Origin of the sequence: Pseudomonas sp. BCRC 81390 (assembly GCF_030341915.1) — a bacterium.
Lineage (GTDB): Bacteria > Pseudomonadota > Gammaproteobacteria > Pseudomonadales > Pseudomonadaceae > Aquipseudomonas.
This window is the reverse complement of sequence record NZ_JATAAG010000019.1, coordinates 83,859-106,162: the sequence shown is the minus strand read 5'-3', so window position 1 is coordinate 106,162 and position 22,304 is coordinate 83,859. Positions and strand designations below refer to the sequence as shown.

Here is a 22,304-nt window from a genome sequence, read left to right as displayed (position 1 = left end):
ATGATGGCGACCGTTCAAGCCGCCTACCCTGCCACCCTGTCAAAGGCGTAATCCTTGAACACCCATCACCCGATCCCATGGAAACACTGTACATGCCTATCGACTTCAGGCCCGCCCAAGCCTCGGACGCGCACGATATCGCGCGCTTCTTTCAACTGACATCGGAGGGCATGGCCGATTACATATGGAGCAAGCTTGCCGCACCTGGAGAAGCTTTGCTGAGTGTCGGTGCGTCTCGCTATGCCAGGGAACAGGGCGACTTTTCCTACAAGAACTGCCTGATGGCGACTTTCGAAGGGCGCGTCATCGGCATGATGCATAGCTATGCCTTGCGCGAGCCCCCTGACAGGCCTGTCGAGACAGACCCGGTCCTCGCACCTTATTCCGACATGGAAATACCCGACACCCTGTACATATCCAGCCTGGCTCTGGATGAGGCCTGGCGCAGCCAGGGGCTGGGCGCCGAGTTTCTGCGCCTCGCCCAGCAGCGCGCCGAGGACTCTGGCCTGGGTGGGCTATGCCTGATCGACTATGCAGAAAACCACGGTGCCCGCCGCTTCTACGAACGTCACGGCTTTCAGATCGTGAAAACCTGCCAGATCGTTCCGCACCCGATGCTGGGCGTAACCGGTGAAGCCTATTTGATGTATCGCCCTACCCACAACGTGCTCGAGAAATAACCATGACCCAGAAACTGACCGTGTTCCGCGAACTGGATATCCAACCGGTGCGCGACCTCCCCTTCTTTGAAGAGGTCGTGGAAGGCACCCCGCACACGCTGACGTCGAAGTACTATCACGATGAACAGCAAGGCCGCATTTCCGGCGAATGGGAAGCCAGCAGCGGAGCGTGGCGCATCGACTACAAGGTCTGGGAGTTCTGCCATGTCCTGAGTGGACGCTGCGTCATCGAGCTCGAGGGTAGCGCCCCCATTACCCTGGCTGCTGGCGACACGTTCATCATCGAACCGGGCGCCAAGGGCAAATGGACGGTGCTGGAGGACATGAAAAAGAACTTCGTGATCCTGTTGCCCGCAAACTAGGCACGAGGTCGCGTTTCATCGAGCGCAGCGCAAGGAGTGATAGCTGCGCTGTCGCGCATGGAGCCGAGCCTTGGTGGGAGCCGCCTGATGTCGCGAAAGCGGCGCAGCACGACTCTACGATCTTGAAGCCGCCTGGTCAGGCTGTGTGCCCACACTTGCCAGAAAAATCTCGGTATCCCGATTGCTCCGCAGGCAGACCACGCGACAACCCGACGGGGCCATCGCCACCAATCGCTTCATGGCCTCCCGAGACGAGATTCTCGTTTGCCACATGAACCTGAAAAACGCTGGCAGGTTGGCCAGCAGTTCCGGGCAGTTGTGCGGCAAGTCCGGTCGGGTTCGACCGCGGTTCAGCACCGTCCTGAGGAGCACGCGCCAGAATCGAAGCGGCGCCAGGCGATCAATCCAGATCAACATGTCGGCACGCGCCAGGCGGTTGTGCCACGTGGTCGAATGCCCGCCTTCGAAGATCCAGCGCTCACCGGCCTCGACCTCATGGCAAAGACGCGTCTTCTCCTCCCGGCTGCGTTCGACCCAGCCGGGCTGCCAATGAATCGTGTCGATATGCACGACCGGCAAGCCCGTGCGCTCGCCAAGCCTGCGTGCCAGGGTACTTTTCCCGGACCCTGGCTGACCAATGACCATCACCCGCTGCATGAAACGCCCTCTCGACATGCCTGCTGAATATCGGGCCAGCGATTGTACGCAACAGGTTACCGAGCCGCTTGCTGATCCGGCGATGAAGCCTTGAAACCCAGGCTTCGCATCAGGTCGCGCGCCGCTTCGAAGAACATCTCCCTCAGGCTTTCCGCATACTCTTCGGTCAGACGGCTCACGGGCCCTGAAATGACCAGGGCGCCCATCAGTTCCTGCTGTGCCCCGTAGATAGGCAATGCCAGCGAAGCGGCGTGCGGGTCGGTGGCGCCTTTGGAATAGTAAGGTTTCTGCAACGCGATGCCGACCTGGTAAGGCGCCCGCAGCGCCTGAGCACTCGCCGCTTCGTCCATTGGCCGCATGTCGCCGGGTTGCAGGTTCATGCGCAGCCGATGGGAAGAGTTGACCCGGTACTGACACATCCGGTACGCGCCATGGCGCACGTAGAATGAAGCGGTCTCACCGGACTGTTCGGCCAGATGATGCAGCCGTGGCATCACATGCTTTTCCAGGTCGAGCGCCTCTTGATACACGGCATTCAAGCGCATGACTTCGCTGGCCAGCTGATAGCGCCCATCGGCCATGCGGGTGATGAAGCCGTAATTTTCCAGGGATACCATCAAGCGCATGATCGTGCTCTTGATCAGCCCGGTACGTTCAACCAGTTCGACAAGGCTCAGCGCAGTATCGCCTATCTGGAACGCGGTCAGCACGGTCAGGACACGATCCGCCGATGCCACACCATTCACCGCTGGACGCGGCCGCGCTTTCACCATTTGCAAAACCTCATAGGATTGATGCCCTCCAGCGTGCGCAGGGACGGAAAACCCGCATTATCCGCCAACCTTCGGTCCTCGCCAACGGCGCATGTGCATCGCCTGGCAAAAAAGCGGCGCTCAGGTTGCACCTGGGTTCTTATAGAATGCCGTTTCCTTTTTACAACAATCAAAGCGAAGACAAGCCGCATCCAAGCGATCAATCTGCAAAAAATCGGTCGCGTTTCTTCACGTCATGATTTATTTTGAAACGGCATTGCAATAACAACCATAACGGACGCCTACGCGTCCCATTGCCGCCTGGAGCGTCCATGAGTTATTTCGCTGCCCCGCCGACCGTTGAAACCACGGTCTTCACGCGCCTGCCTGATCACTTCCGTGACCCGCGACCCACTGCCTGGGCCAACGCCAATCGCCAAGGCCGGGCAATCGATTCGTTCCTCGAAGGCCCGTCGTTCGATCGCCAAGGGCGCCTGTATGTAACCGACATCCCCAATGGGCGGATCTTCCGCATCTCGCCTCAAGGCGAATGGGAGCTGGTGTGCCAGTACGATGGCTGGCCCAACGGCCTGAAGATTCACCAGGACGGGCGTATCTTCATCACTGACTACAAGCGCGGGCTGATGCTGCTCGACCCGCACACCGGCGCCATCGAAGCGCTGCTCGATTCGGCCGGCTCGGAAGGTTTCAAAGGCGTCAACGACCTGGTCTTCGCGCCCAATGGTGACCTGTACTTCACCGACCAGGGCCAGACCGGACTGCAGGATCCCAGCGGCCGCGTATACAAGCTCGACACCGGCGGCAACCTCACCTGCCTGCTGGCCACCATTCCCAGCCCCAACGGCATCGTCTACGACCCGCATCTCAACCACCTGCTGGTGGCAGTGACCCGCGCGCAACAGGTCTGGCGCATCCCGTTGGGCAATGGCGCAATCGTCGGCAAGGTCGGCGTGTTCGCTCAATTGCATGGCGGCCTTGGCGGGCCAGACGGCCTGGCCCTCGACGCGCAGAGCAACCTGTACATCGCCCATACCGGTTTCGGCTCGGTCTGGAAACTGTCGAAGGTCGCCGAACCGCTGCAGCGTATCGTCTCCTGCGCGGGCATCAGCAACACCAACCTGGCGTTCGGTGGCGAAGACGGCCAGACCTTGTTCATCACCGAATCCGAAACCGCCAGCATCCTGCAGGTACGCACCACCACACCCGGGCTGCAACTGTATTCCCACAGCTGAAACAGCCCTGTCAGGGCACACAACAATTACAACAGAGTGACGACATGACCCACGACCCCCTCACCGCCCAGGCGCCGCTCAGCGATGCCGAGGGCGAACGGCTGATGCGCCGCGTTCTCTGGCGCCTGGTACCGTTCATCTTCATCTGCTATGTGATCAGCTACCTGGACCGCACCAATGTCGGCTTTGCAGCCATCAGCATGAACCAGGACCTGGGGCTGACCGCCACGATGTTCGGCTGGGCGGCCGGCCTGTTCTTCTTTGGCTATTTCCTCTTCGAGATCCCCAGCAACCTGCTGATGCAACGCTTCGGCGCCCGCGTGTGGATTGCGCGGATCATGATCACCTGGGGGCTGATTTCCATGGCCACGGCATTCGCCACCGGGCCGATCAGCTTCAGCATTGCGCGCTTCCTGCTAGGGCTTGCCGAAGCAGGTTTCACCCCCGGGGTGTACCTGTACTTCACCTACTGGTTCCCCGGTAAATGGCGGGCGAAAGCCACCGCCGCCTTCCTGCTGGGCATTCCGGTGGCCAACATCGTCGGCTCGCCCCTGTCCGGCTGGCTCATGGAGCAGCATGGTGTGTGGGGCCTGAAGAACTGGCAGCTGTTACTGGTCACCGAATCGATGCCGGCCGTGCTGCTGGGCATCGCCTGCCTGTTCATCCTGGTCGACTCCCCGGCGAAGGCAAAATGGCTCGATCCGCGAGAGAAAGCCTGGCTGACCCAGCGCCTGGCCGCGGAACAACAAGCCATTGGTGCCTCCCACGGCAATACCCTGCGCGCCGCATTGACCAACCCCAAGGTGTTCACCCTGGCCGCCATCAACTTCTGCTGCATCGTCGGCTCGATCGGCATTGGCATGTGGCTGCCGCAGATCATCAAGGGCCTGGGCATCGACAGTGGCGTGGTCGGGTTCGTGGTAGCCATGCCGTACCTGCTGGGCGCGCTTGCCATGACGCTGTGGGCACGCCTGGCCAACCGCAGCCGCCAGCGCCTGCCCTATGTGGTCAGCGCGCTGGCATTGGCTGCAATGGCGCTGGTGGCGGCTGCCCTGACAGACCAGCCAATGCTGAAGATCGCCAGCCTGTGCGTGGCGGTGGCGAGCATTCTGTCATTCCAGGCCACCTTCTGGGCGATCCCGTCGACCTTCCTGACAGGACGCGCCGCCGCAGGTGGCCTGGCGATGATCGTCTCGATCGGCAACCTGGGCGGGTTCACCGGCCCGTTCCTGATCGGCCTGATCAAGGATGCTACGCAGAGTTTCAGCATGCCGTTCTTTGCCGTTGCGTCGGTCCTGCTGATCGGCACCTGCCTGATGCTGTGGCTTGGCGACCCAGCCAAACAGCAGGCGCCTGGCCATCAAGGCCAAACTGCCTGACAGATCAGCCGCAGCGGCGCATGCCGTGTTGACCCAGCAGCCCGATCACCAGGATCACGCCGGCGATCCCCAAGGTCGCCGGCGCCCCCCAGCGGGCCGCGATCAGGCCAGCCGCCATACCGCCCAGTGCCTCGAAACCGAAGCGCATGGCGATATAGAAGGCAATCACCCGGCCACGCAAATGGCTGGGTGCAGCGCTTTGCAGCTGCATGTTGGTGCTCACATTGCTGAGCGTGATGCCGAAACCGAGAACCCCCAGCGCCACGAGCGCCAGTGGCAGTGCCCCCGCCCCCCACAGGCCGACCAGGGCAGCCGCGCACAGCAGTGCACCGGCATCGGTGAACTGGCGCAGCCGTGGTAATGCACCGCCCACTGCCAGCACCAGGGTTGCCACGAACGCGCCCGCGCCCGCCGCCCCCCACAACCAGCCAAGCAGGCGCGCGTCGCCGGCGAACACCGACTTGGCGAGGATCGGCAGCAGTGCTGCATAACAGGATGCCAGCAGGTTGACCATGATCACGTTGACCAGCAACTGGCGCATATTGCGCGTCTGCCACATGTACGCCAGGCCCTCGCGGAACACCTGGGCGGTTGAGCCACTGGCCTTTGGCCCAGCGCTGCCAGGCACCTTGAGCAGGCCACCGAGCAAAGCCAGGAAGGCCACTGCAGTCAGGGCGAAACAGGCTGCCTCGCCGGCCAGGGCGATCAGCCCACCGGCCAACGGCGGGCCGACGAATCTGGCGGCATTGATCAACATGGCATTGAGCGCCAGCGCATTCGGCAGGTCTGCCGGGTCGTCGACGAAACTGCCGATCAGCGCTTGGCGCAGAGGCGTCTCCAAGGCATTGAGCAAGCCAAGCAGCAACGCCATCACGGCGATGAACGGGCCATCGACCCAGTCCTGCCAGGTCGCCAGCGCCAGCACCAGCGACTGCACGATCAGCAGCAGTTGCACGTGGATCAGCAAGCGGCGCTTGTCGTGCCGGTCGATCCAGGCGCCTGCCAATGGACCGATGAACAGTTGCGGCGCCAGCGAAAGAAAGGTGATCAGCCCCAGCAGCACGGCGGAGCCGGTCAAGTGGTAGGCCAGCCAGGCCAGTGCAACCTGCTGTACCCATTTGCCTAGCGTGGAGACACCCTGGCCAGCGAAATAGATCTGGAAATTGCGGTGGGCAAGTGCGCGCACGGCGGTTGGCCAGCGCCTGCGATGGGGTGATGACGAATCGGACAAGTCTGTGAACTCTCAATAGGCCTACGGCCGACACCGATCCATCAGCCGCTGCGCACCCCATCGCAAGGTGCGCAGCTGGTGCTGGATCAGGCTGGCAGCAGGCAGCCTTTGTTCTTCAAGGACTCCAGGACCCAGGAGCGGTCATTGGTGCCTTGGGCAATTTTTTCCATCTGCGCGGTTTCGGCAGCGTGCTTGGCCGTCGCGCGCGCATAGACCTCGGCGACGTGCTCGTAAGGCACGCACAACAGGCCATCGTCATCACCCATCACCAGGTCGCCTGGCTCGATCACCATACCATCGATGGCGATCGGCACGTTGATCTCGCCCGGGCCGTCCTTGTATGGGCCACGGTGCGAAACACCGGCAGCGAACAGCGGGAAGTCGCCCGAGCCGATGTTGGCCGCATCGCGAATCGCGCCGTTGATGACGATACCGGCCACGCCGCGCTTGACCGCGTAGGCCACCATCATTTCGCCGATCAGGGCGTTGGTCAGGTCGCCGCCGGCGTCGACCACGATCACATCGCCCGGCTGCGCGATGTCGATCGCGTAGTGCAGCATGAGGTTGTCACCTGGGCGCGCCTTGACCGTCAGGGCCGGGCCGCACAGCCCGCCTTCGCGGTGCATGGGGCGCAGACGGGCACCACCCGCAGTCATGCGGTTCATCGAGTCACTGACATTGGCCACCGGAACCTCACGGTAACGTGCAACCCACTCATCCCCGACTTTACGTGCGCGCTCAAGCACTTGGAAGCCAATGCTCATGTGACATACCTCTCTTGGTGTTATTCGATGTCATCGGTTGTAGCCGAATCTGTTTTTAGAATGTCATTTCATCTTAGGCGATGCAATCCCTATTTACACGCAAAGAATGCGCTTCAAGCGGGACTGTTTTTATTTTCTTGCAACGTCGTTTCATTATGATAGGGTTTAGACCTGTGCCGCAGATGAGCGGCAGACTGCCCTGAAACGCATCCGACAAGAACAAGGTATCCATGATGTCCCGAACCCTCCTGCTGACCGGCCCCGAGCTTGCCGCCGAGGCCATGCACCTTGCCGCCGAACAGGGCGTCAGAGTCGTCCCCACCACGCCTTACCTGCCGGCCGAAGAGCTGGAAGCCATCATTCGCAAGGAACAGCCCGACGCCATCGTGGTGCGCCAGGGCAGCCTGACCCGCGCCATGATCGAGGCATCGCCGAAGCTGAAAGTGATCGCCAAGCACGGCGTGGGCTACAACACCATCGATATCCAGGCCGCCGCGGACCGCGGCATCCCGGTATCGATCGCCGTGGGCGCAAATGCCCAGTCAGTGGCCGAGCTGGCCTTCGCCCTGATGTTCAGCGTGGCTCGGCAAACGGCCTTGCTGGATGCGCGCATGCGTGACGGGCATTGGGACAAGGCCTCGGCCAACGGCATCGAGCTGGCGGGCAAGACCCTGGGCCTGGTTGGCCTGGGCTCGATCGGCGGTATCCTGATGGACCTGGTGGCGCCGTTGCGCATGCAGGTCAAGGTGTACGACCCCTATCTCAAGCAGTTGCCGACGCGCCCGCACGTCGAACGTGAAGAAGACTTCGATCGCCTGCTGGCGGAAAGCGATATCATCAGCCTGCATTGCCCACTGACCGAGACCAACCGCAACCTGATCGGCGCTGCGCAGTTCGCGCGCATGCGCCCAGGCGCGATCCTGATCAACACCGCCCGGGGCGAGCTGATCGACACCCAGGCACTGGTCGCGGCGCTCAGCGAAAGGCGAATCGCCGGTGCCGGCCTGGACACCTTCAGCCCCGAGCCGCCGCCCGCCGACAGCCCGCTGTGGGGTCTGCCGACCCTTGTCGCCACGCCGCATGTCGGCGCCAACACCGCCGAAGCCCGTGACCGCGTAGGCCAGGTAGCGCTGCAACAGGTTCTCGATGTCTGGGCGGGCAAGGCGCTGGATCCGCGCTGCGTGGTCAACCGTCACCTGTTCGCCAGCTGATCGCGAGCCCCGCGCGCTGCTTCGCAGGAAGGGGCGCGCTCACCACGCATCACTCCAGAAAAAAAACAATCGGAGAGCACCATGACTTCAGCACCATCCCGCCCGGATGAACTCGAACGCAGCACCATGCGGCGTGTCGCCTGGCGCCTGCTGCCCTTCCTGATCGTCTGCTACCTGATCGCAATCATCGATCGGGGCAACATCGGCATGGCTTCCCTGCAGATGAACGAAGACCTGCAGCTCACGGCCAAGGTGTTCGGCTTCGCCAGCAGCCTGTTCTTCTTTGCCTACTTCCTGGTCGAAGTGCCCAGCAACCTGGCCATGCAACGCTACGGCGCACGCATCTGGATCGCCCGCATCATGATCACCTGGGGCCTGATCTCGGCTGGCACGGCGTTCGTCCAGGGCGCCAACTCGCTGTACGTGATGCGTTTCCTGCTCGGTGCTGCCGAGGCCGGGTTCTTCCCGGGCGTGTTGCTGTACCTCACCTACTGGCTGCCCTCGGCCTACCGTGCGCGCATGGTAGCGCTGTTCATGGTGGCGATCCCTGCCGCCAATTTCATCGGTTCGCCGCTGTCGGGCCTGCTGTTGAGCCTGGATGGCTGGCTGGGCATGCGTGGCTGGCACTGGCTGTTCATTCTCGAGGGCATCCCCGCCGTACTGCTGGGCATTGCCTGCCTGTTCGTGCTAACCGACCGCCCCGAACAGGCCTCGTGGCTCAATGACGAGCAGCGTGGCTGGCTCACCGGCCGCCTGGCTGCAGAAGCCGCGAAAAAGACTGCCATCGGCCATATCTCGTTGTGGAAGCTGCTGCGCCACCAAGACATCTGGCTGCTGGCGCTGATCTACTCGGGCGCCTCCGCCGCGGGCAGCACCATGAGTGTGTGGGCCCCGCAGCTGCTGAAAACCTTCGGCCTCAGCGCCATGGAAATCGGCCTGGTCAATGCCATCCCTTATGGCATTGCCTCGGTGCTGATGATCATCTGGGGGCGCAGCTCCGACCGCACCGGCGAGCGCCGCTGGCATACCGCGATGACCATGCTGCTGATCGCGGCGGGCCTGCTGATGACGCTGTTCACCTCGTCCCTGCCGGCGACCGTGGTGATGCTGACCATGGTCCTGGTGGGCGCCTACTCGATGAAGGGGCCGTTCTGGGCACTGGTCTCGGGCTGGTTGTCCTCGTCGACCGCTGCGGCGGGGCTGGCAGCCGTGGGCGCCATGGCCAACCTGATCGGCGGAGGCCTGATGGTCAATGCCTACGGTGCCATCCACGATGCCACCGGCAGCTACTCACTGGCCCTGATGCCGTTGGCCGCGCTGTGCACCGTGGCCGGTATCGCGGTGCTGGTCATCGGCCGCAAGCGCCAGCGCGAGCAAGCCGAGGCAGCCAGCGCCATCAGCGTCAAGTAAGCCACACCTGGGCGACGAGTTGTACCTGAGGACAGGGTCGACAGTGGCCTTGAGCGCATCCGTGCCGCGCAAGGCTTCGTCGATCACCGCAGTAGCAACAGCAGGCAGAAAAGGCGCCTCGACATGAAATGCCTGGCCCCCCTGTGACCAATGGCATGCGCACATCGGCCGCCAGCCCGCGTCGCGCAAAGATGCTGACGAGTCCGATCTTGCACCTCGGCGCAGCTACTGCATTTCAAACTCCCCCACGGTATGATTGGCCCACGCCAGGATTGGCGATGTGCCATGGCCTTCAGCAGGATCGCCAGCGCGGAAAATCGGATTTTCATCAAGTTCTATCGTGAAACGTGACATTTTCCTCGTTGTCCCACTGCCCTCGGCCATCCATCGTTCACCCGCTTCGCTACCCCATCGCGAAACGCCCCTGCCGTTCGGCTGAATCCGGCACGCGCAGCTACCGCTAGCGCTCCCCCATGGCTTTCACGAGACCACCTCCTTGGCAAATTCAAGGCCCCTCGCTTCCCATCACCGTGCCCTCGACTGGCTGAACTTCTTCCTCGCCGACGTACGCGATGGCCTCGGCCCCTACCTGGCCATCTACCTGCTCGCCGTGCACCAGTGGCAGCCGGCCAACATCGGCCTGCTGATGAGCCTGGCCGGTATCGTCGCGCTGCTGGCGCAGACGCCGGCCGGGGCCTTGATCGACCGTACCCCGGCCAAGCGCGCGGTGCTGGTGCTTGCTGCCGTGCTGGTGACCGGCAGTTGCCTGTTGCTGCCGCTGCTATCGTCGTTCGGCTGGGTGGCCTTGACCCAGACGATCAGTGCCCTGGCAGGCTCGGTGTTCGCCCCGGCGATTGCCGCGATTTCGCTGGGTATCACCGGCCCTCGGGCGTTCACCCGGCGGGTCGGGCGCAACGAAACCTTCAACCACGCCGGCAACGCCTGCTCGGCGCTGCTGGCCGGCGGCCTGGCCTACCTGTTCGGCCCGGTGGTGGTGTTCTACCTGATGGCGGTCATGACCGTGGCCAGCATCGTCGCCGTCGCGCGCGTGCCCGCCGCAGCGATCGACCACCAGCTGGCGCGCGGCCTGGCCCATGGCCCAGGCGGTGATGACCACCCTGCCGGGTTCAAGCTGCTGCTGCACAACCGCACCCTGCTGGTCTTCGCGGTGTGCTGCGCGTTGTTCCACCTGGCCAATGCGGCGATGCTGCCGCTGGTGAGCCAGAAGCTGTCGCAGGTCGACCTGCGCCTGGCCACCCCGCTGACCTCCGCCTGCATCGTCGCGGCGCAACTGGTGATGGTCCCCATGGCGCTGCTGGTGGGGGCCAAGGCCGAGCACTGGGGGCGCAAGCCGTTCCTGCTGGCCGGTTTTCTCATCCTGCCCCTGCGCGGGGCCTTGTATGTGGTGTCCGACAACCCGTTCTGGCTGGTGGCCGTGCAACTGCTCGACGGTGTCGGCGCGGGTATCTTCGGCGCGCTGTTCCCGATCGTGGTCAAGGACTTGACCGACGGCACCGGGCGCTTCAATGTCAGCCTCGGTGCGCTGGCGGCGGTATTCGGCCTGGGTGCCGCGCTCAGCCCGGGCATCGCCGGGCTGGTGCTGCAGGCCGCTGGCTATGATGCGGCATTCCTGACCTTGGCCGCGATTGCCCTCGCCGCCTTCGTGCTGGTGCTGGTCGCGCTGCCCGAGACCCAGCCCGACGCTTCGCGATCACCCTCCTTGACTACCCTTGCCGGAAACTGAACAGCCCATGCCCGTCAGCGAACACGCATCGATCATCTGGGCGATAGCCGCCCTGGCCACCGCTGGCGTCATCTTGCGCCCGTGGCGCATCCCGGAATACGTCTGGGCCATGGGCGGCGCCTTGCTGCTGGTCGGCCTGGGCCTGATCACAGCGCACAGCGCCCTGGCCGCGGTGGCCGAGGGCAGCGACGTCTACCTGTTCCTGGTCGGCATGATGGTGCTGGCCGAGCTGGCCCGCCAGGAGGGGCTGTTCGACTGGCTGGCGCGCTACGCCGTGCAGCACGCGCAAGGCTCAGGGCAACGGCTGTTCGACCTGGTGTTCCTGGTCGGTACGCTGGTCACCGTGTTCCTCTCCAACGATGCCACGGCGGTGGTCCTCACGCCGGCAGTGTATGCGGCGTGCAAGGCGGCCAAAGCCGAGCCTTTGCCGTACCTGTTCATCTGCGCGTTCATCGCCAACGCGGCCAGCTTCGTGCTGCCGATTTCCAACCCGGCCAACCTGGTGGTGTTCGGCAGCCACATGCCACCGCTGCCAGACTGGCTCCGGCAGTTCACCCTGCCATCGCTGGCAGCCATCGCCCTGACCTACCTGACGCTGCGCCTGGCCCAGCGCCGCAAGATCAACCAGCCGCTGGCCTTGAGCGTGCACACCCAGCCGCTGTCGGCTGGCGCCCGCCTGTGCGCGCTGGGCATCGTGCTGACTGCCGCCTTGCTGCTGGGCGCCTCGGCACTGGACATGGCGCTGGGCCTGCCGACATTCGCTGCCGGCGTGGCGATCACAGCGTTGATCCACCTGCGCCAGCGGCGCAGCCCGATGCCGGTGCTGCGGCATGTCGCGTGGGGTGTACTGCCGCTGGTGGCGGGCTTGTTCGTGCTGGTCGAAGCGGTCGCCCAGACCGGCTTGGTCGTGCGCCTGGCCCAGGCGCTGGCCACGCTGGCAGAGGCTGCGCCGGGCCAGGCCAGCTGGCTGGCGGGCGTGGCTGTGGCCATTGCCAGCAACCTGATGAACAACCTGCCCACCGGGTTGATGGCCGGGTCCATGGGTTCCCTGGTGCAACTGCCGCAACAGACCACGGCTGCGCTGCTGATCGGTGTCGACTTGGGGCCGAACCTGTCGATTACCGGCTCGCTGGCGACGCTGCTGTGGCTGGTCGCGATCCGTCGCGAAGGCGAGCATGTCAGTGCCTGGCAGTTCCTGCGCCTGGGGCTGCTGGTGATGCCCCCGGCCCTGGTGGCGGCGCTGCTGGCGTTGCAGGTGTGATCGGCGGCGTCATGGCAGCCAGGCTGCAGCCGCGCTAGCGCTTACACATCCAGAGCGCCTCTGAGCAAGGCGTTGAGCACCGTTGCCACGTCACCGCCCTGGGTATCGAGCAGGCACACGGGCGCGCCGTCGAGTAGCGCCTGCGACAGCACCGGCCCCTCGCCGGCCAGGGCCAGCGGGCAGGCGATCTCCATCTGCAGCCAGCGCAGGCGCTTGGCCAGCGCGGCATTCAGCGGCCCTTGCATCGCCATCACGAGCGCCGCAGGTTGCACCGCCGCACACACCAGCGCCAGCTCCTCCAATGGTAGCGACCCACCCAGCACCTCGATGCGTTGCTGCTCGCCACTGAGCAGCAGCGCAGTGCCCAGCAATGCCAGCTCAGGCTGTTCATCGCCAGCCACCAGCAGCACCCGCGGGGCATCGGCCTGGTTCAGCTGCAGGCGCAGCAGTAGCCGCGCGCGCAGGAAATAATCGAGAAACAGCCATTGGCTGCGCGCTCCCAGCGCGTCGCTGCCGCGCAGTTCCTGCCACACCGGCAGCAACACTTGCCAGAACACCACCGCTTTCGGCAACAGGGTGAACAGCTGCCCGTGCAACGCCTCCAGCGCCTGCACATCGTAGCTTGCAGCCGCCCGTGCCAGCGATGCCCGCCAATCGGCAAAGTGTGCGTCGCCCTGCCGTTGCTCGACAGGCTGCCGGTTCAGCAACGGGCCGACCTTGCTGATCGGCAGGCCATTGGCGGTCCAGCGCAGGATGTCGCGGATACGCTGTACGTCGCTGGCCGTGTACAGGCGATGCCCGCCTTCGGTGCGATGCGGCTGGATCAGGCCATGGCGGCGCTCCCAGGCACGCAGGGTAACCGGGTTGATGCCGGTGAGGCTGACCACGTCGCGCATGGGCAGCAAATCGGTGGGGGTCGTTTCAGTCATACCGGGATTCGTCCGCAAGGTGCGCTCATTCTAGCCCCATCCACCCCTTCTGCGGCGAGCCGGTATGGGCCATCATGGGCAAAACGCGTCGCCTGGCCTGGTCGGCCAGGCTGCGCATACGACAGACAGACTCCCGGGTGGGCTTGAATGATCAACGCAAAGCTCCTGCAACTGATGGTCGACAACTCCAACGACGGCATCGTCGTGGCCGAACAGGAAGGCACCGACAGCATTCTCATCTATGCCAACCCCGCGTTCGAACGCCTGACCGGTTATCGCAGCGATGACATCCTGTACCAGGATTGCCGCTTTCTCCAAGGCGATGACCACGATCAGGTGGCGCTGGAACGCATCCGCGAAGCAATCCGTGAGGGCCGCCCTTGCTGCCAGGTGCTGCGCAATTATCGCAAGGACGGCAGCCTGTTCTGGAACGAGCTGTCCATCACACCGGTGCACAACGACGCCGACGAACTCACGTATTACATCGGCATCCAGCGTGATGTCACGGCGCAGGTGCATGCCGAACAGCGGGTACGCGAGCTGGAGGCGGAAGTCGCGGAGTTGCGTCGGCAGCTCGCCGTACAGAAATCCTGAAGAAATAATTGTACAAGACCGTTGCGCTTGTACAATTTTCGCCATAGGCTTCAGTCATACCTGTACAAGTTATGTGACTTGTACAGATTTAACTGGAGCTGCACATGTCCGTCTACCTTCAGCAGTTCGCCGAGCGGTTTGCCTGCCTTCAGCGCGACAACCTGCACCTTCTCGGCGAGTTATATGACGATTCGGTCACCTTTCGCGATCCCCTGCACCATATCGAGGGGCTCGAAGCGTTGCACAGTTATTTCAGCCAGCTGTACGCCAACGCCCGCAATATCAGCTACAACTTCGCCGGCCACGACGAGGTGCGCCCAGGCCAGGGCTACCTGCGCTGGCACTTGCGCTTCTGCCACCCGCGGCTGAAAGGCGGCGAGCCGGTCAGCCTGCAAGGTTGCAGCTTCCTGCAATGGCGCGAACGGGTGTTCAGCCACCAGGACTACTTCGACGCCGGCGCGCTGTTGTATGAACACGTTCCGGTCCTCGGCGGCGCAGTGCGCTGGCTCAAGGGGCGGCTGGCGTGAGCCGCTGCTGGTTGACCGGCGCAAGCAGCGGTATCGGCGCCGCGCTTGCCGAGCAACTGCTCGAACAGGGCCACCAGGTAGCCGTGGGCGGGCGCCAGGCCGAGCGCCTGGCGCCCTTGGCGCAACGCTTCCCCGACCAGGTACTGCTGGCCGTCGGCGATCTCGACGACCCGCACCAGGTCAAGCAGATCGCCGCCCTCATCAGGCAGGCCTGGGGCGGCCTCGACATCGCCATCCTCAATGCCGGCACCTGCGAATACCTGGAGCCGGGGCATTTCGACCCGGCGCTGGTCGAGCGGGTGCTGCGCACCAATCTGCTGGCCACCAGCCAATGCCTGGCGGCCGCCCTGCCCCTGCTACGCGCCGGCAGCCGTCCCCATCTGGTGGTGGTGGGCAGCTCGGTCACCTGGCTGGCGCTGCCCCGGGCCGGTGCCTATGGTGCGTCCAAGGCGGCCGTGCGCTACCTGGTGGAATCACTGCGTATCGACCTGCTCAATGAAGGCATCGACGTCACCCTGGTCAGCCCGGGGTTCGTCGATACGCCATTGACCCGGCGCAACGACTTCCCGATGCCGCAAATGTGGACAGCCTCCCGCGCGGCACGCTTCATCGTCAGCCGCCTGCCGCAGCGGCCGTTGGAAATCAGTTTCCCGTGCGCCTTCATCCTGGTGCTGCGGTTGCTCGGCAGTTTGCCGGCGCGCCTGCGCCTGGCCATCGGGCTGCGCCTGGCACGCAGGCAGGAAGGGTGAGCCTATGCGTATCGCGATCATTGGCAGCGGCATTTCCGGCCTGACCTGCGCCTACCTGCTGTCGCGCCGGCATCAGGTCACGGTGTTCGAGGCCGACAGCTGGATCGGCGGGCATACCCACACGGTCGATGTCAGCTGTGGCGGTAGAACCTATGCCATCGACACCGGTTTCATCGTCTTCAATGACTGGACCTACCCGCAGTTCATCCGCCTGCTCGACCGGCTCGGGGTCGCCTCGCAGCCAACCGAAATGAGCTTCTCGGTGCACGACCCGGCGAGCGGCCTGGCCTACAACGGGCACAACCTGAACACCTTGTTCGCGCAACGGCGCAACCTGCTGTCGGTGGGCTTCTGGGGCATGCTGAGGGATATCCTGCGCTTCAACCGCGAAGCACTGGCCGACCTCGACAGCCAGCGCCAGCAGGCAGACACCACCCTCGGCGAGTACCTGCGCGCCGGGGGCTACGGCCAGCGCTTCATCGACCACTACATCATTCCCATGGGCTCAGCGATCTGGTCGATGTCGCGCGCCGACATGCTCGCTTTTCCGCTGGCGTTTTTCGTGCGCTTCTGCCGCAACCACGGGTTGCTGTCGATCAACCAGCGCCCGCAGTGGCGGGTCATCCAAGGGGGCTCGCGCAGTTACGTGGAACCGCTGTGCAAACCCTTCGCCGACCAGCTACGCCTGGCGTGCAAGGTCTACCGGGTGGTACGCGACGACGGCGGGGTCACCCTGCACAGTGCCGCCGGCACCGAGCGCTTCGACAGTGTCGTGTTCGCCTGCCACAGCGACCAGGCGCTGGCTTTGCTGGAAGCACCAAGCATCGTCGAGCGCAAGGTGCTCTCGGCTATCGGCTATGCCAGCAACGACGTGGTGCTGCATACCGACACTCGCCTGTTGCCACCCATCAAGGCAGCCTGGGCCAGTTGGAACTATCGCCTCGGCGGGCCCGCCCAGGCGCCGGCGGCGCTGACCTACAACATGAACATCCTGCAAGGCCTGCAGGCGCCGGAAACCTTCTGCGTCAGCCTCAACCAGACCGCGCTGATAGACCCCATGCAGATCCTTGCGCGCTTCCAGTATGCCCACCCGCAATACAGCCTGGCGGCGACCGCGGCGCAGGCACGCCACGCCGAGCTGCAGGGCCATCTGCACAGCTACTACTGCGGCGCCTACTGGGGCAACGGCTTCCACGAAGACGGCGTGGCCAGCGCCTTGGCAGTCGCCGAACGGTTCGGAGAAACATTGTGAACAGCAGGCTTTGCCAGGGCTGGGTCAGCCATCGCCGGTTGCTGCCACGCGCGCATGCGTTTCGCTACCGCATCGGCATGTTCGACCTCGACCTCGACGACAGCGCCAGGCTGCCGGCCCTCTCGCCCTGGCTCGGGCGCTGGCGCCTGGCCCCGCTGTGCTGGCGCGAGACCGATTACCTGCCAAGCCTGACCCGCCAGGGGCTGAGCCTGGCCGATGCCGCCCGCTACCTGGTCGGCCAGGCCACCGGGCAGGCACCAACCGGCCCGGTTCGCCTGCTGACCCAGCTGCGCTGCTGGGGGCTGTCGTTCAACCCGGTGAGTTTCTACTTCTGCCACGATGCCGAGGCACACCTCGCGGCCATCCTGCTGGAAGTGCGCAACACGCCCTGGCGCGAACGCTTCCATTACGTACTGCCGGTGCAGGCTGGCCTCGACCGGCCCTACCGCATGGCCAAGGCGTTCCACGTATCACCGTTCATGCCGCTGGCCATGGACTACCGCCTGCGCTTCCACCTGGATGCCGAACGGGTACGCCTGCACATGGAGAACTGGCACGCCGGGCACAAGGTGTTCGAGGCCGACCTGGCGCTGCGACGGCAGCCACTCGAAAGCCGGGCGTTGCACCGGCACATCCTGGCATTCCCGTGGATGAGCCTGCGCACCCTGTCGGCCATCTACTGGCAGGCATTGCGCCTGCTGTTCAAGCGGACCCCTGTCCATGACCACGCTGCCAGCCAGGGCAACCTGGCGGTCGGCCAACCTTGTGAGGATACTGAGCATGCACAATCCCAGCGTGAGCGTTAGCAAGTCCGCCGGACAGGTCCCGTGGCTGGGCGGCCTGGTGCTCGCTCAGCTCGGCAAGCTGCGCCACGGCTACCTGCGGGTGAGCCACGGTGGCCAGCAGTGGTGTTTCGGCAATGCCGACAGCCCCCTGCAGGCCGAACTGGAAATTGTCGACGACAAAGCCTGGCGCCTGATCGCCTGCAATGGCTCGATCGGTGCCGGCGAGGCTTACATCCACGGCTACTGGCGCAGCCCTGACCTGGCCGCCGTGACGCGCCTGTTCGTGGCCAACCTCGAGGTCCTCGACGCCATGGAAAGCGGGCTGGCCCGCTTGGGGCGGCCGGCGCTGAGGCTGCTGCATTGGTTGAACCGCAACAGCCGACGCGGGGCCAGGCGCAATATCCTGGCGCATTACGACCTGGGCAACGCTCTGTTCGAACAGCTGCTCGACCCGACCATGATGTACTCGGCAGCGATGTTCGAGCACGACGGGCAAAGCCTCGAACAGGCCCAGCTGAACAAGCTGGAGCACATCTGCCAGAAGCTCCGCCTGCACCCCGGCGACCACCTGCTCGAGATCGGTTGTGGCTGGGGCAGCCTGGCCATTCATGCCGCCACCCGGCATGGCTGCCGGGTGACCACCACGACGCTGTCGGAAGCCCAGTATGCACATACCTGCCAGCGCGTGGAGGCGCTGGGCCTGGCGCAGCGCGTGACCGTGCTGCGCGAAGACTACCGCGACCTGCGCGGCACGTTCGACAAACTGGTGTCGATCGAAATGATCGAGGCCGTCGGCCACCGCTACCTGCCCGACTACTTCAACCAATGTGCCCGGCTGCTCAAGCCGGACGGCCTGATGCTGCTGCAGGCCATCACCATCCGCGATCAACGCTACCACCAGGCCCGCCGCTCGGTGGACTTCATCCAGCGCTATATCTTCCCCGGCGGTGCCTTGCCCTCGTTGACCGTGCTGCTGCAAAACGTCACCCGGCATACACCGCTGAACCTGGTGCACCTGCAGGATTTCGGCCTGGACTACGCGCGCACGCTACGGCATTGGCACGACAACCTGCGCCAGTCCCGCAACGCTCTGAGTGCGCTGGGCTATGACGACGCGTTCCAGCGGCTCTGGGAGTTCTACCTGTGTTATTGCCAGGGCGGTTTCGAGGAGCGTGCGATCGGCGTGGCGCAACTGTTGCTGGCCGCGCCCCAAGCATTGCGCGCCCCGCTGCCCGAGCGTTGAGCATGACCAGGCGCGGGCTGCTGGCCAACGCCGTGTGGCTGCAGGCAGGCTGGTGGCTATGTGTGTACGGGGCCCATCAGCCCTGGTTGCTTTGGCTGATCCCCATCGGCCTGGCCTGGCACTTCGGCTGCTGCCCGGACCGCCAGGGCGAGTTGCACGCGGTGTTGCGCTGCACACTCGCCGGCTGCGTGCTCGACAGCCTGCTGGGTATGTTGGGGGTGTTTCGCTTCGACAGCTGGCCGCTGCCTGTGTGGCTGGCATTGCTGTGGACCGTGCTGTGCTGTGGCCTGCGCCACAGCCTGGCATGGCTGGGCCGGCACACCTGGCGCGCTGCCCTGTTCGGCGCGGCAGGTGGCCCGCTGGCTTATGTGGGCGGGGCCAGGCTGGCCCAGGTCGAACTACCGCTGGGTACGCTGGCCACCGCTACGCTGCTGGCGGCAGTCTGGGCACTGGCCCTGCCCTTGCTATTGCGCCTTGCCACGTGGCGCTGAACCTCGGCAGCGCTCCGAACAGTAGCGCACCTGCTCCCAGCAACGCGCCCAGCGCTTGCGCCAGCTGAAGGGCCGGTTGCACACCACGCAGAGCTTGCTTGGCAGGTGCTGCTTGTTCACAGCGTCGCCCCTGCATCGAGCTGCGCCAGCAACTGCTCACCACGCGCCCACACCGCTTCCCGGCGCGCCGCCGGCATACCGTCGAGGCTGCGGTACACCAGCTGCAGCCGCGGGTTGCCGGCCAATTGCCGGCGATGGCGGATCAGGAAGTGCCAGTACAGCGCGTTGAACGGGCATGCCTGCGCTTCCGTCACCTGCTTGACGTTGTAGGCGCAGGCCTTGCAATGATCGGACATGCGCTGGATATAGCGGCCACTGGCGCAGTACGGTTTGGAGCCGAGAAAACCCCCGTCGGCGTGCATGACCATGCCCAGGGTATTGGGCAGTTCCACCCAGTCGAACGCATCCAGGTACACCGCCAGGTACCATTCGCAGATGGCTGCGGGCAGCACCCCGGCGAGCAAGGCGAAGTTGCCAGTCACCATCAGCCGCTGGATATGGTGGGCATATCCCAGGCGCAGCGTCTGGCCGATGGCTTGCGCCATGCAGCGCATGCGCGTGCGCCCGGTCCAGTAGAACGCCGGCAGCGCGCGCTGGTTGCCCAGATGGTTGAGCGCGGCATATTCAGGCATGCGCAGCCAGTAGATACCGTGGACGTACTCGCGCCAGCCGATCAGCTGGCGGATGAACCCTTCGGCGGCATTGAGCGGCACCCGGCCGTCGCGCCAGGCGTGTTCGACATCCTGGCACAGGCGGCGCACGTCCAGCAGGCCGATGTTCAGGGCGGCGCTGATACGCGCATGAAACAGGTACGGTTCGTCTTCGGCCATGGCGTCCTGATAGTCACCGAACGCAGCCAGGCCAAAGTCCAGGAAATGCTGCCACAGCAGTTCGGCCTGGGCGTGGGTAACGGGGTAGGAAAAGCCTTCCAGCGCACCGTAGTGGCCAGTGAAGCGCCGGCTTACCAGGCTGATCACCGCCGCCGTGATGTCATCCACGGCAAACTGCAGCGCAAACGGCCCGCGCAGCCCACGTGGCAGGGCCTTGCGGTTGTCGCTGTCGAAGTTCCAGGCACCACCGGCAGGGCCGCCATCGGCTGCCAGCAACAGCCCGCAGCGTTTGCGCATGCCGCGGTAGAAATGCTCCATGCGCAGCTGCCTGCGCCCCTGCGCCCAGCGGGCGAAGGCCGCACGCGAGCACAGGAAGCGCGTGTCCGGGTGCCATACCAGCGGCAGCCCGGCCTCGCGCAAGGCCTGTTCCAGCCGCCACTCGCCACATTCGGTCAGGTGGATCTCGGCGCAGCCCAGCGCCTGCTGCCAGCGGCGCAGTTCGCCGACGATAGAGCCGCTATTGCCGGGCGCCTCCAGCTCGACGTACTGCACCCGCCAGCCCTGCTCGCGCAGGGCCTGGGCAAAGTGGCGCATGGCACTGAAGATCAGCACGATCTTCTGCGGATGGTGCGGCACGTAGGTGGCCTCGTCGTGCACCTCGGCCATCAGCAGCGTGTCGCGGGCCGGGTCCAGCGCTGCCAGGCTGGCCAGGTCGAACGATAGCTGGTCGCCCAGCACCAGGCCCAGGCGTGGCGGGCGCGCTACCATTGCGTACCCAGCGACACGGGCACCCGCAGCGGCGCGATGGGGCCGTCGCGCTGGCCACACATTTCGTCATGCACCACTTGCTGCACCAGCATGCAGGGCACTGCCGGCCAGCCGGCGAGCAGCTGGCGCACCTCGGTTGTCGAGCGCAGGCGCGTGGCCTGCCCGTGCTCATCGCTCAGGGTCACCGGGCCAGCACCGGTCAGGGCCCGCAGCACGTAGAAACCACCCTCCAGGGACAGCAGCTCGAGTTCGTTGACGGCGCCGGCGGCGGCCAGCTCGGTAAGGCGTTGCAGGTTCATGGTGTGACCTCCGGCATGCGGCGAAAGAACAAGGTAACCTGGCCAACCTCCACACCCAGCTTGCTCATGCTGGAGCGGTTGATCAGCGTGTCTTCATCCATCAGGTACATCCAGTCGTCCAGCTCCACTTCCCAGTGCCTGCCGTCTACCGGCAGGTCCAGGCGGTAGCGCCAGCGCAACGCGTTGCCCGCCACCTGCCCGCGAGCCTCACCGATCACGTCGCCCGCCGTGCCCCTCCAGTGGCCGCGGCCGTCCGGCACCAAGGTCCAGGTGCGCTGCTGCCGGGTGCCATCGCTGTAGGTGAAGTGCTCGTCGAGGATCAGCCGCTCACCGTCGCGTCGGCTGTCGATACGCACATGAAAGCGCTTGACCACTTCGCCGGAACGCTTCTGGAACATGCCCCAGGCTTGTACCGGCCGCGAGAAGAAGGCCGCCAGGTCGAGGGCCGGCGATTCCCGGGCGTAGTGATCCACGTCGACATTGCCGCAGCTGGCCAGCAGCAGGCAGGCGGTCATCAGCAGCACCTTGTACATGTTCACCCCCATGGTCAACGGCCCAGCAGGCGGGCGCGCAATTGCTGGTCCCTGGCACCCTCGCCCAGCCAGATGGCGAAAAATGCCTTGGCGAAGGCGATATCGCTGATGTCGCGGCGCAACTGGTCATCCACGTAGAAGCGGCAGCCCACGCCCGGCAGATACACACCGGTGATCCGTTGGCCTGGCCCCACATCGACAAAGGTCGCTTCCATCAAGCCGCGCCAGGCAGCCAGTTGTTGCGGCGCGGCGCCGAGCCTGCGCATTTCCTTCAGGCTGGCCTGAACCAGGGTGTCGCGGGACAGTGCGACGTGGTAGCGCAGTTCGAGCGCGAACGGTACCTGCCAACCCTGCACAGGCCCGCCGGACCAGAGCCGGGCCGTGTACAGGCGCAGCCCGAACCACGTGAAATCACCGCTGCCGGACAGCTGCGCCGCAGGCATTGCCGAACGCCAGTCGGCGGGGGCCGGCCCGGCGAGCAGGAGCAACAGGGCCAGCCAGGCCCAACGCGCTGCAGTTGACGTCGCCATCGCTTCGACT

Annotated in this window: 25 protein-coding genes; 15 read left to right on the top strand and 10 right to left on the bottom strand. The window is 64.8% G+C overall.

What is annotated here, in order from left to right; genetic code table 11:
* The first annotated feature begins 92 nt into the window (after positions 1–92).
* Together QSV36_RS09410 and QSV36_RS09405 are read left to right on the top strand one after the other, a co-directional pair.
* Positions 93–680 carry a GNAT family N-acetyltransferase gene (locus QSV36_RS09410; protein ID WP_289131320.1) on the top strand — a complete coding sequence of 196 codons (588 nt, stop codon included), beginning with the start codon at positions 93–95 and terminating at the stop codon, positions 678–680.
* 2 nt (positions 681–682) lie between these two features.
* Positions 683–1,042 (top strand): cupin domain-containing protein, encoded by a 360-nt coding sequence (locus tag QSV36_RS09405; RefSeq protein WP_289131319.1) that lies wholly within the window; start codon positions 683–685, stop codon positions 1,040–1,042.
* A gap of 114 nt (positions 1,043–1,156) precedes the next feature.
* Here QSV36_RS09405 and QSV36_RS09400 read toward each other — a convergent pair whose 3' ends face one another.
* A complete protein-coding gene (locus tag QSV36_RS09400) occupies positions 1,157–1,699 on the bottom strand; it encodes an AAA family ATPase (RefSeq protein ID WP_289131318.1) in 543 nt (180 codons plus the stop codon).
* Between the two features lie 56 nt (positions 1,700–1,755).
* Complete coding sequence (locus tag QSV36_RS09395; protein WP_289131317.1) at positions 1,756–2,472, bottom strand: IclR family transcriptional regulator; 717 nt, start codon at positions 2,470–2,472, stop codon at positions 1,756–1,758.
* Between the two features lie 311 nt (positions 2,473–2,783).
* Here QSV36_RS09395 and QSV36_RS09390 point away from each other — a divergent pair, with 311 nt between their 5' ends.
* Positions 2,784–3,704 (top strand): SMP-30/gluconolactonase/LRE family protein, encoded by a 921-nt coding sequence (locus tag QSV36_RS09390; RefSeq protein WP_289131316.1) that lies wholly within the window; start codon positions 2,784–2,786, stop codon positions 3,702–3,704.
* 44 nt (positions 3,705–3,748) lie between these two features.
* Positions 3,749–5,083 carry an MFS transporter gene (locus tag QSV36_RS09385; protein ID WP_289131315.1) on the top strand — a complete coding sequence of 445 codons (1,335 nt, stop codon included), beginning with the start codon at positions 3,749–3,751 and terminating at the stop codon, positions 5,081–5,083.
* 4 nt (positions 5,084–5,087) lie between these two features.
* On the opposite strand, the gene QSV36_RS09380 is transcribed toward QSV36_RS09385, so the two are convergent.
* Positions 5,088–6,269 carry an MFS transporter gene (locus tag QSV36_RS09380; protein ID WP_289131314.1) on the bottom strand — a complete coding sequence of 394 codons (1,182 nt, stop codon included), beginning with the start codon at positions 6,267–6,269 and terminating at the stop codon, positions 5,088–5,090.
* A gap of 131 nt (positions 6,270–6,400) precedes the next feature.
* Positions 6,401–7,078: an RraA family protein gene (locus tag QSV36_RS09375; protein ID WP_289131313.1), complete on the bottom strand. Its 678-nt coding sequence runs from the start codon at positions 7,076–7,078 to the stop codon at positions 6,401–6,403.
* A gap of 233 nt (positions 7,079–7,311) precedes the next feature.
* Here QSV36_RS09375 and QSV36_RS09370 point away from each other — a divergent pair, with 233 nt between their 5' ends.
* The 4 genes from QSV36_RS09370 to QSV36_RS09355 all read left to right on the top strand — a co-directional run bounded on the left by QSV36_RS09370 (position 7,312) and on the right by QSV36_RS09355 (position 12,704).
* Positions 7,312–8,289 (top strand): hydroxyacid dehydrogenase, encoded by a 978-nt coding sequence (locus tag QSV36_RS09370; RefSeq protein WP_289131312.1) that lies wholly within the window; start codon positions 7,312–7,314, stop codon positions 8,287–8,289.
* An 81-nt stretch (positions 8,290–8,370) separates the two neighbouring features.
* A complete protein-coding gene (locus tag QSV36_RS09365; protein WP_289131311.1) occupies positions 8,371–9,699 on the top strand; it encodes an MFS transporter in 1,329 nt (442 codons plus the stop codon).
* 496 nt (positions 9,700–10,195) lie between these two features.
* Positions 10,196–11,443 (top strand): MFS transporter, encoded by a 1,248-nt coding sequence (locus QSV36_RS09360; protein WP_289131310.1) that lies wholly within the window; start codon positions 10,196–10,198, stop codon positions 11,441–11,443.
* 7 nt (positions 11,444–11,450) lie between these two features.
* Complete coding sequence (locus QSV36_RS09355; protein WP_289131309.1) at positions 11,451–12,704, top strand: arsenic transporter; 1,254 nt, start codon at positions 11,451–11,453, stop codon at positions 12,702–12,704.
* Positions 12,705–12,745: 41 nt separating this feature from the next.
* Here QSV36_RS09355 and QSV36_RS09350 read toward each other — a convergent pair whose 3' ends face one another.
* Entirely contained in the window at positions 12,746–13,633 is an 888-nt protein-coding gene (locus QSV36_RS09350) for a MerR family transcriptional regulator (RefSeq protein WP_289131308.1), read from the bottom strand.
* 147 nt (positions 13,634–13,780) lie between these two features.
* On the opposite strand from QSV36_RS09350, the gene QSV36_RS09345 reads away from it, so the two are divergent.
* The 7 genes from QSV36_RS09345 (at position 13,781) to QSV36_RS09315 (ending at position 19,274) form a co-directional block, all read left to right on the top strand.
* Positions 13,781–14,227: a PAS domain S-box protein gene (locus tag QSV36_RS09345; RefSeq protein ID WP_289131307.1), complete on the top strand. Its 447-nt coding sequence runs from the start codon at positions 13,781–13,783 to the stop codon at positions 14,225–14,227.
* 104 nt (positions 14,228–14,331) lie between these two features.
* Positions 14,332–14,754 carry a nuclear transport factor 2 family protein gene (locus tag QSV36_RS09340; protein WP_289131306.1) on the top strand — a complete coding sequence of 141 codons (423 nt, stop codon included), beginning with the start codon at positions 14,332–14,334 and terminating at the stop codon, positions 14,752–14,754.
* A complete protein-coding gene (locus QSV36_RS09335; protein ID WP_289131305.1) occupies positions 14,751–15,503 on the top strand; it encodes an SDR family NAD(P)-dependent oxidoreductase in 753 nt (250 codons plus the stop codon). Before QSV36_RS09340 ends, QSV36_RS09335 begins: the two co-directional genes overlap by 4 nt.
* A 4-nt stretch (positions 15,504–15,507) precedes the next feature.
* A complete protein-coding gene (locus tag QSV36_RS09330; RefSeq protein ID WP_289131304.1) occupies positions 15,508–16,755 on the top strand; it encodes an NAD(P)/FAD-dependent oxidoreductase in 1,248 nt (415 codons plus the stop codon).
* Entirely contained in the window at positions 16,752–17,561 is an 810-nt protein-coding gene (locus QSV36_RS09325; protein ID WP_289131303.1) for a DUF1365 domain-containing protein, read from the top strand. The genes QSV36_RS09330 and QSV36_RS09325 overlap by 4 nt, the downstream gene beginning before the upstream one ends.
* A complete protein-coding gene (locus tag QSV36_RS09320) occupies positions 17,536–18,783 on the top strand; it encodes an SAM-dependent methyltransferase (RefSeq protein WP_289131302.1) in 1,248 nt (415 codons plus the stop codon). The genes QSV36_RS09325 and QSV36_RS09320 overlap by 26 nt, the downstream gene beginning before the upstream one ends.
* A 2-nt stretch (positions 18,784–18,785) precedes the next feature.
* A complete protein-coding gene (locus tag QSV36_RS09315; protein WP_289131301.1) occupies positions 18,786–19,274 on the top strand; it encodes a DUF2878 domain-containing protein in 489 nt (162 codons plus the stop codon).
* Here QSV36_RS09315 and QSV36_RS09310 read toward each other — a convergent pair.
* Genes QSV36_RS09310 through QSV36_RS09290 form a run of 5 tightly spaced genes read right to left on the bottom strand, consistent with a single transcriptional unit; the run spans position 19,248 to position 22,294 of the window.
* Positions 19,248–19,394 (bottom strand): DUF2256 domain-containing protein, encoded by a 147-nt coding sequence (locus QSV36_RS09310; RefSeq protein ID WP_289131300.1) that lies wholly within the window; start codon positions 19,392–19,394, stop codon positions 19,248–19,250. The two genes, QSV36_RS09315 and QSV36_RS09310, sit on opposite strands and share 27 nt — an antisense overlap.
* A complete protein-coding gene (locus tag QSV36_RS09305) occupies positions 19,391–20,932 on the bottom strand; it encodes a cryptochrome/photolyase family protein (RefSeq protein ID WP_289131299.1) in 1,542 nt (513 codons plus the stop codon). Before QSV36_RS09305 ends, QSV36_RS09310 begins: the two co-directional genes overlap by 4 nt.
* Positions 20,926–21,231, bottom strand: a complete 306-nt coding sequence (locus QSV36_RS09300; RefSeq protein ID WP_289131298.1) for a DUF6482 family protein — start codon at positions 21,229–21,231, stop codon at positions 20,926–20,928. The genes QSV36_RS09305 and QSV36_RS09300 overlap by 7 nt, the downstream gene beginning before the upstream one ends.
* Positions 21,228–21,764 (bottom strand): DUF3833 domain-containing protein, encoded by a 537-nt coding sequence (locus QSV36_RS09295; protein WP_289131297.1) that lies wholly within the window; start codon positions 21,762–21,764, stop codon positions 21,228–21,230. The genes QSV36_RS09300 and QSV36_RS09295 overlap by 4 nt, the downstream gene beginning before the upstream one ends.
* A gap of 14 nt (positions 21,765–21,778) precedes the next feature.
* Positions 21,779–22,294: a chalcone isomerase family protein gene (locus QSV36_RS09290; protein WP_502945653.1), complete on the bottom strand. Its 516-nt coding sequence runs from the start codon at positions 22,292–22,294 to the stop codon at positions 21,779–21,781.
* Positions 22,295–22,304: the final 10 nt, after the last annotated feature.

Coding starts and splice junctions, on each gene's coding strand:
- QSV36_RS09405 (WP_289131319.1), top strand. CDS start 683: ATGACCCAGAAACTGACCGTGTTCCGCGAACTGGATATCCAACCGGTG.
- QSV36_RS09390 (WP_289131316.1), top strand. CDS start 2,784: ATGAGTTATTTCGCTGCCCCGCCGACCGTTGAAACCACGGTCTTCACG.
- QSV36_RS09350 (WP_289131308.1), bottom strand. CDS start 13,633: ATGACTGAAACGACCCCCACCGATTTGCTGCCCATGCGCGACGTGGTC.
- QSV36_RS09395 (WP_289131317.1), bottom strand. CDS start 2,472: ATGGTGAAAGCGCGGCCGCGTCCAGCGGTGAATGGTGTGGCATCGGCG.
- QSV36_RS09320 (WP_289131302.1), top strand. CDS start 17,536: ATGCACAATCCCAGCGTGAGCGTTAGCAAGTCCGCCGGACAGGTCCCG.
- QSV36_RS09355 (WP_289131309.1), top strand. CDS start 11,451: ATGCCCGTCAGCGAACACGCATCGATCATCTGGGCGATAGCCGCCCTG.
- QSV36_RS09340 (WP_289131306.1), top strand. CDS start 14,332: ATGTCCGTCTACCTTCAGCAGTTCGCCGAGCGGTTTGCCTGCCTTCAG.
- QSV36_RS09375 (WP_289131313.1), bottom strand. CDS start 7,078: ATGAGCATTGGCTTCCAAGTGCTTGAGCGCGCACGTAAAGTCGGGGAT.
- QSV36_RS09365 (WP_289131311.1), top strand. CDS start 8,371: ATGACTTCAGCACCATCCCGCCCGGATGAACTCGAACGCAGCACCATG.
- QSV36_RS09315 (WP_289131301.1), top strand. CDS start 18,786: ATGACCAGGCGCGGGCTGCTGGCCAACGCCGTGTGGCTGCAGGCAGGC.
- QSV36_RS09345 (WP_289131307.1), top strand. CDS start 13,781: ATGATCAACGCAAAGCTCCTGCAACTGATGGTCGACAACTCCAACGAC.
- QSV36_RS09370 (WP_289131312.1), top strand. CDS start 7,312: ATGTCCCGAACCCTCCTGCTGACCGGCCCCGAGCTTGCCGCCGAGGCC.
- QSV36_RS09305 (WP_289131299.1), bottom strand. CDS start 20,932: ATGGTAGCGCGCCCGCCACGCCTGGGCCTGGTGCTGGGCGACCAGCTA.
- QSV36_RS09410 (WP_289131320.1), top strand. CDS start 93: ATGCCTATCGACTTCAGGCCCGCCCAAGCCTCGGACGCGCACGATATC.
- QSV36_RS09300 (WP_289131298.1), bottom strand. CDS start 21,231: ATGAACCTGCAACGCCTTACCGAGCTGGCCGCCGCCGGCGCCGTCAAC.
- QSV36_RS09290 (WP_502945653.1), bottom strand. CDS start 22,294: ATGGCGACGTCAACTGCAGCGCGTTGGGCCTGGCTGGCCCTGTTGCTC.
- QSV36_RS09295 (WP_289131297.1), bottom strand. CDS start 21,764: ATGTACAAGGTGCTGCTGATGACCGCCTGCCTGCTGCTGGCCAGCTGC.
- QSV36_RS09400 (WP_289131318.1), bottom strand. CDS start 1,699: ATGCAGCGGGTGATGGTCATTGGTCAGCCAGGGTCCGGGAAAAGTACC.
- QSV36_RS09330 (WP_289131304.1), top strand. CDS start 15,508: ATGCGTATCGCGATCATTGGCAGCGGCATTTCCGGCCTGACCTGCGCC.
- QSV36_RS09385 (WP_289131315.1), top strand. CDS start 3,749: ATGACCCACGACCCCCTCACCGCCCAGGCGCCGCTCAGCGATGCCGAG.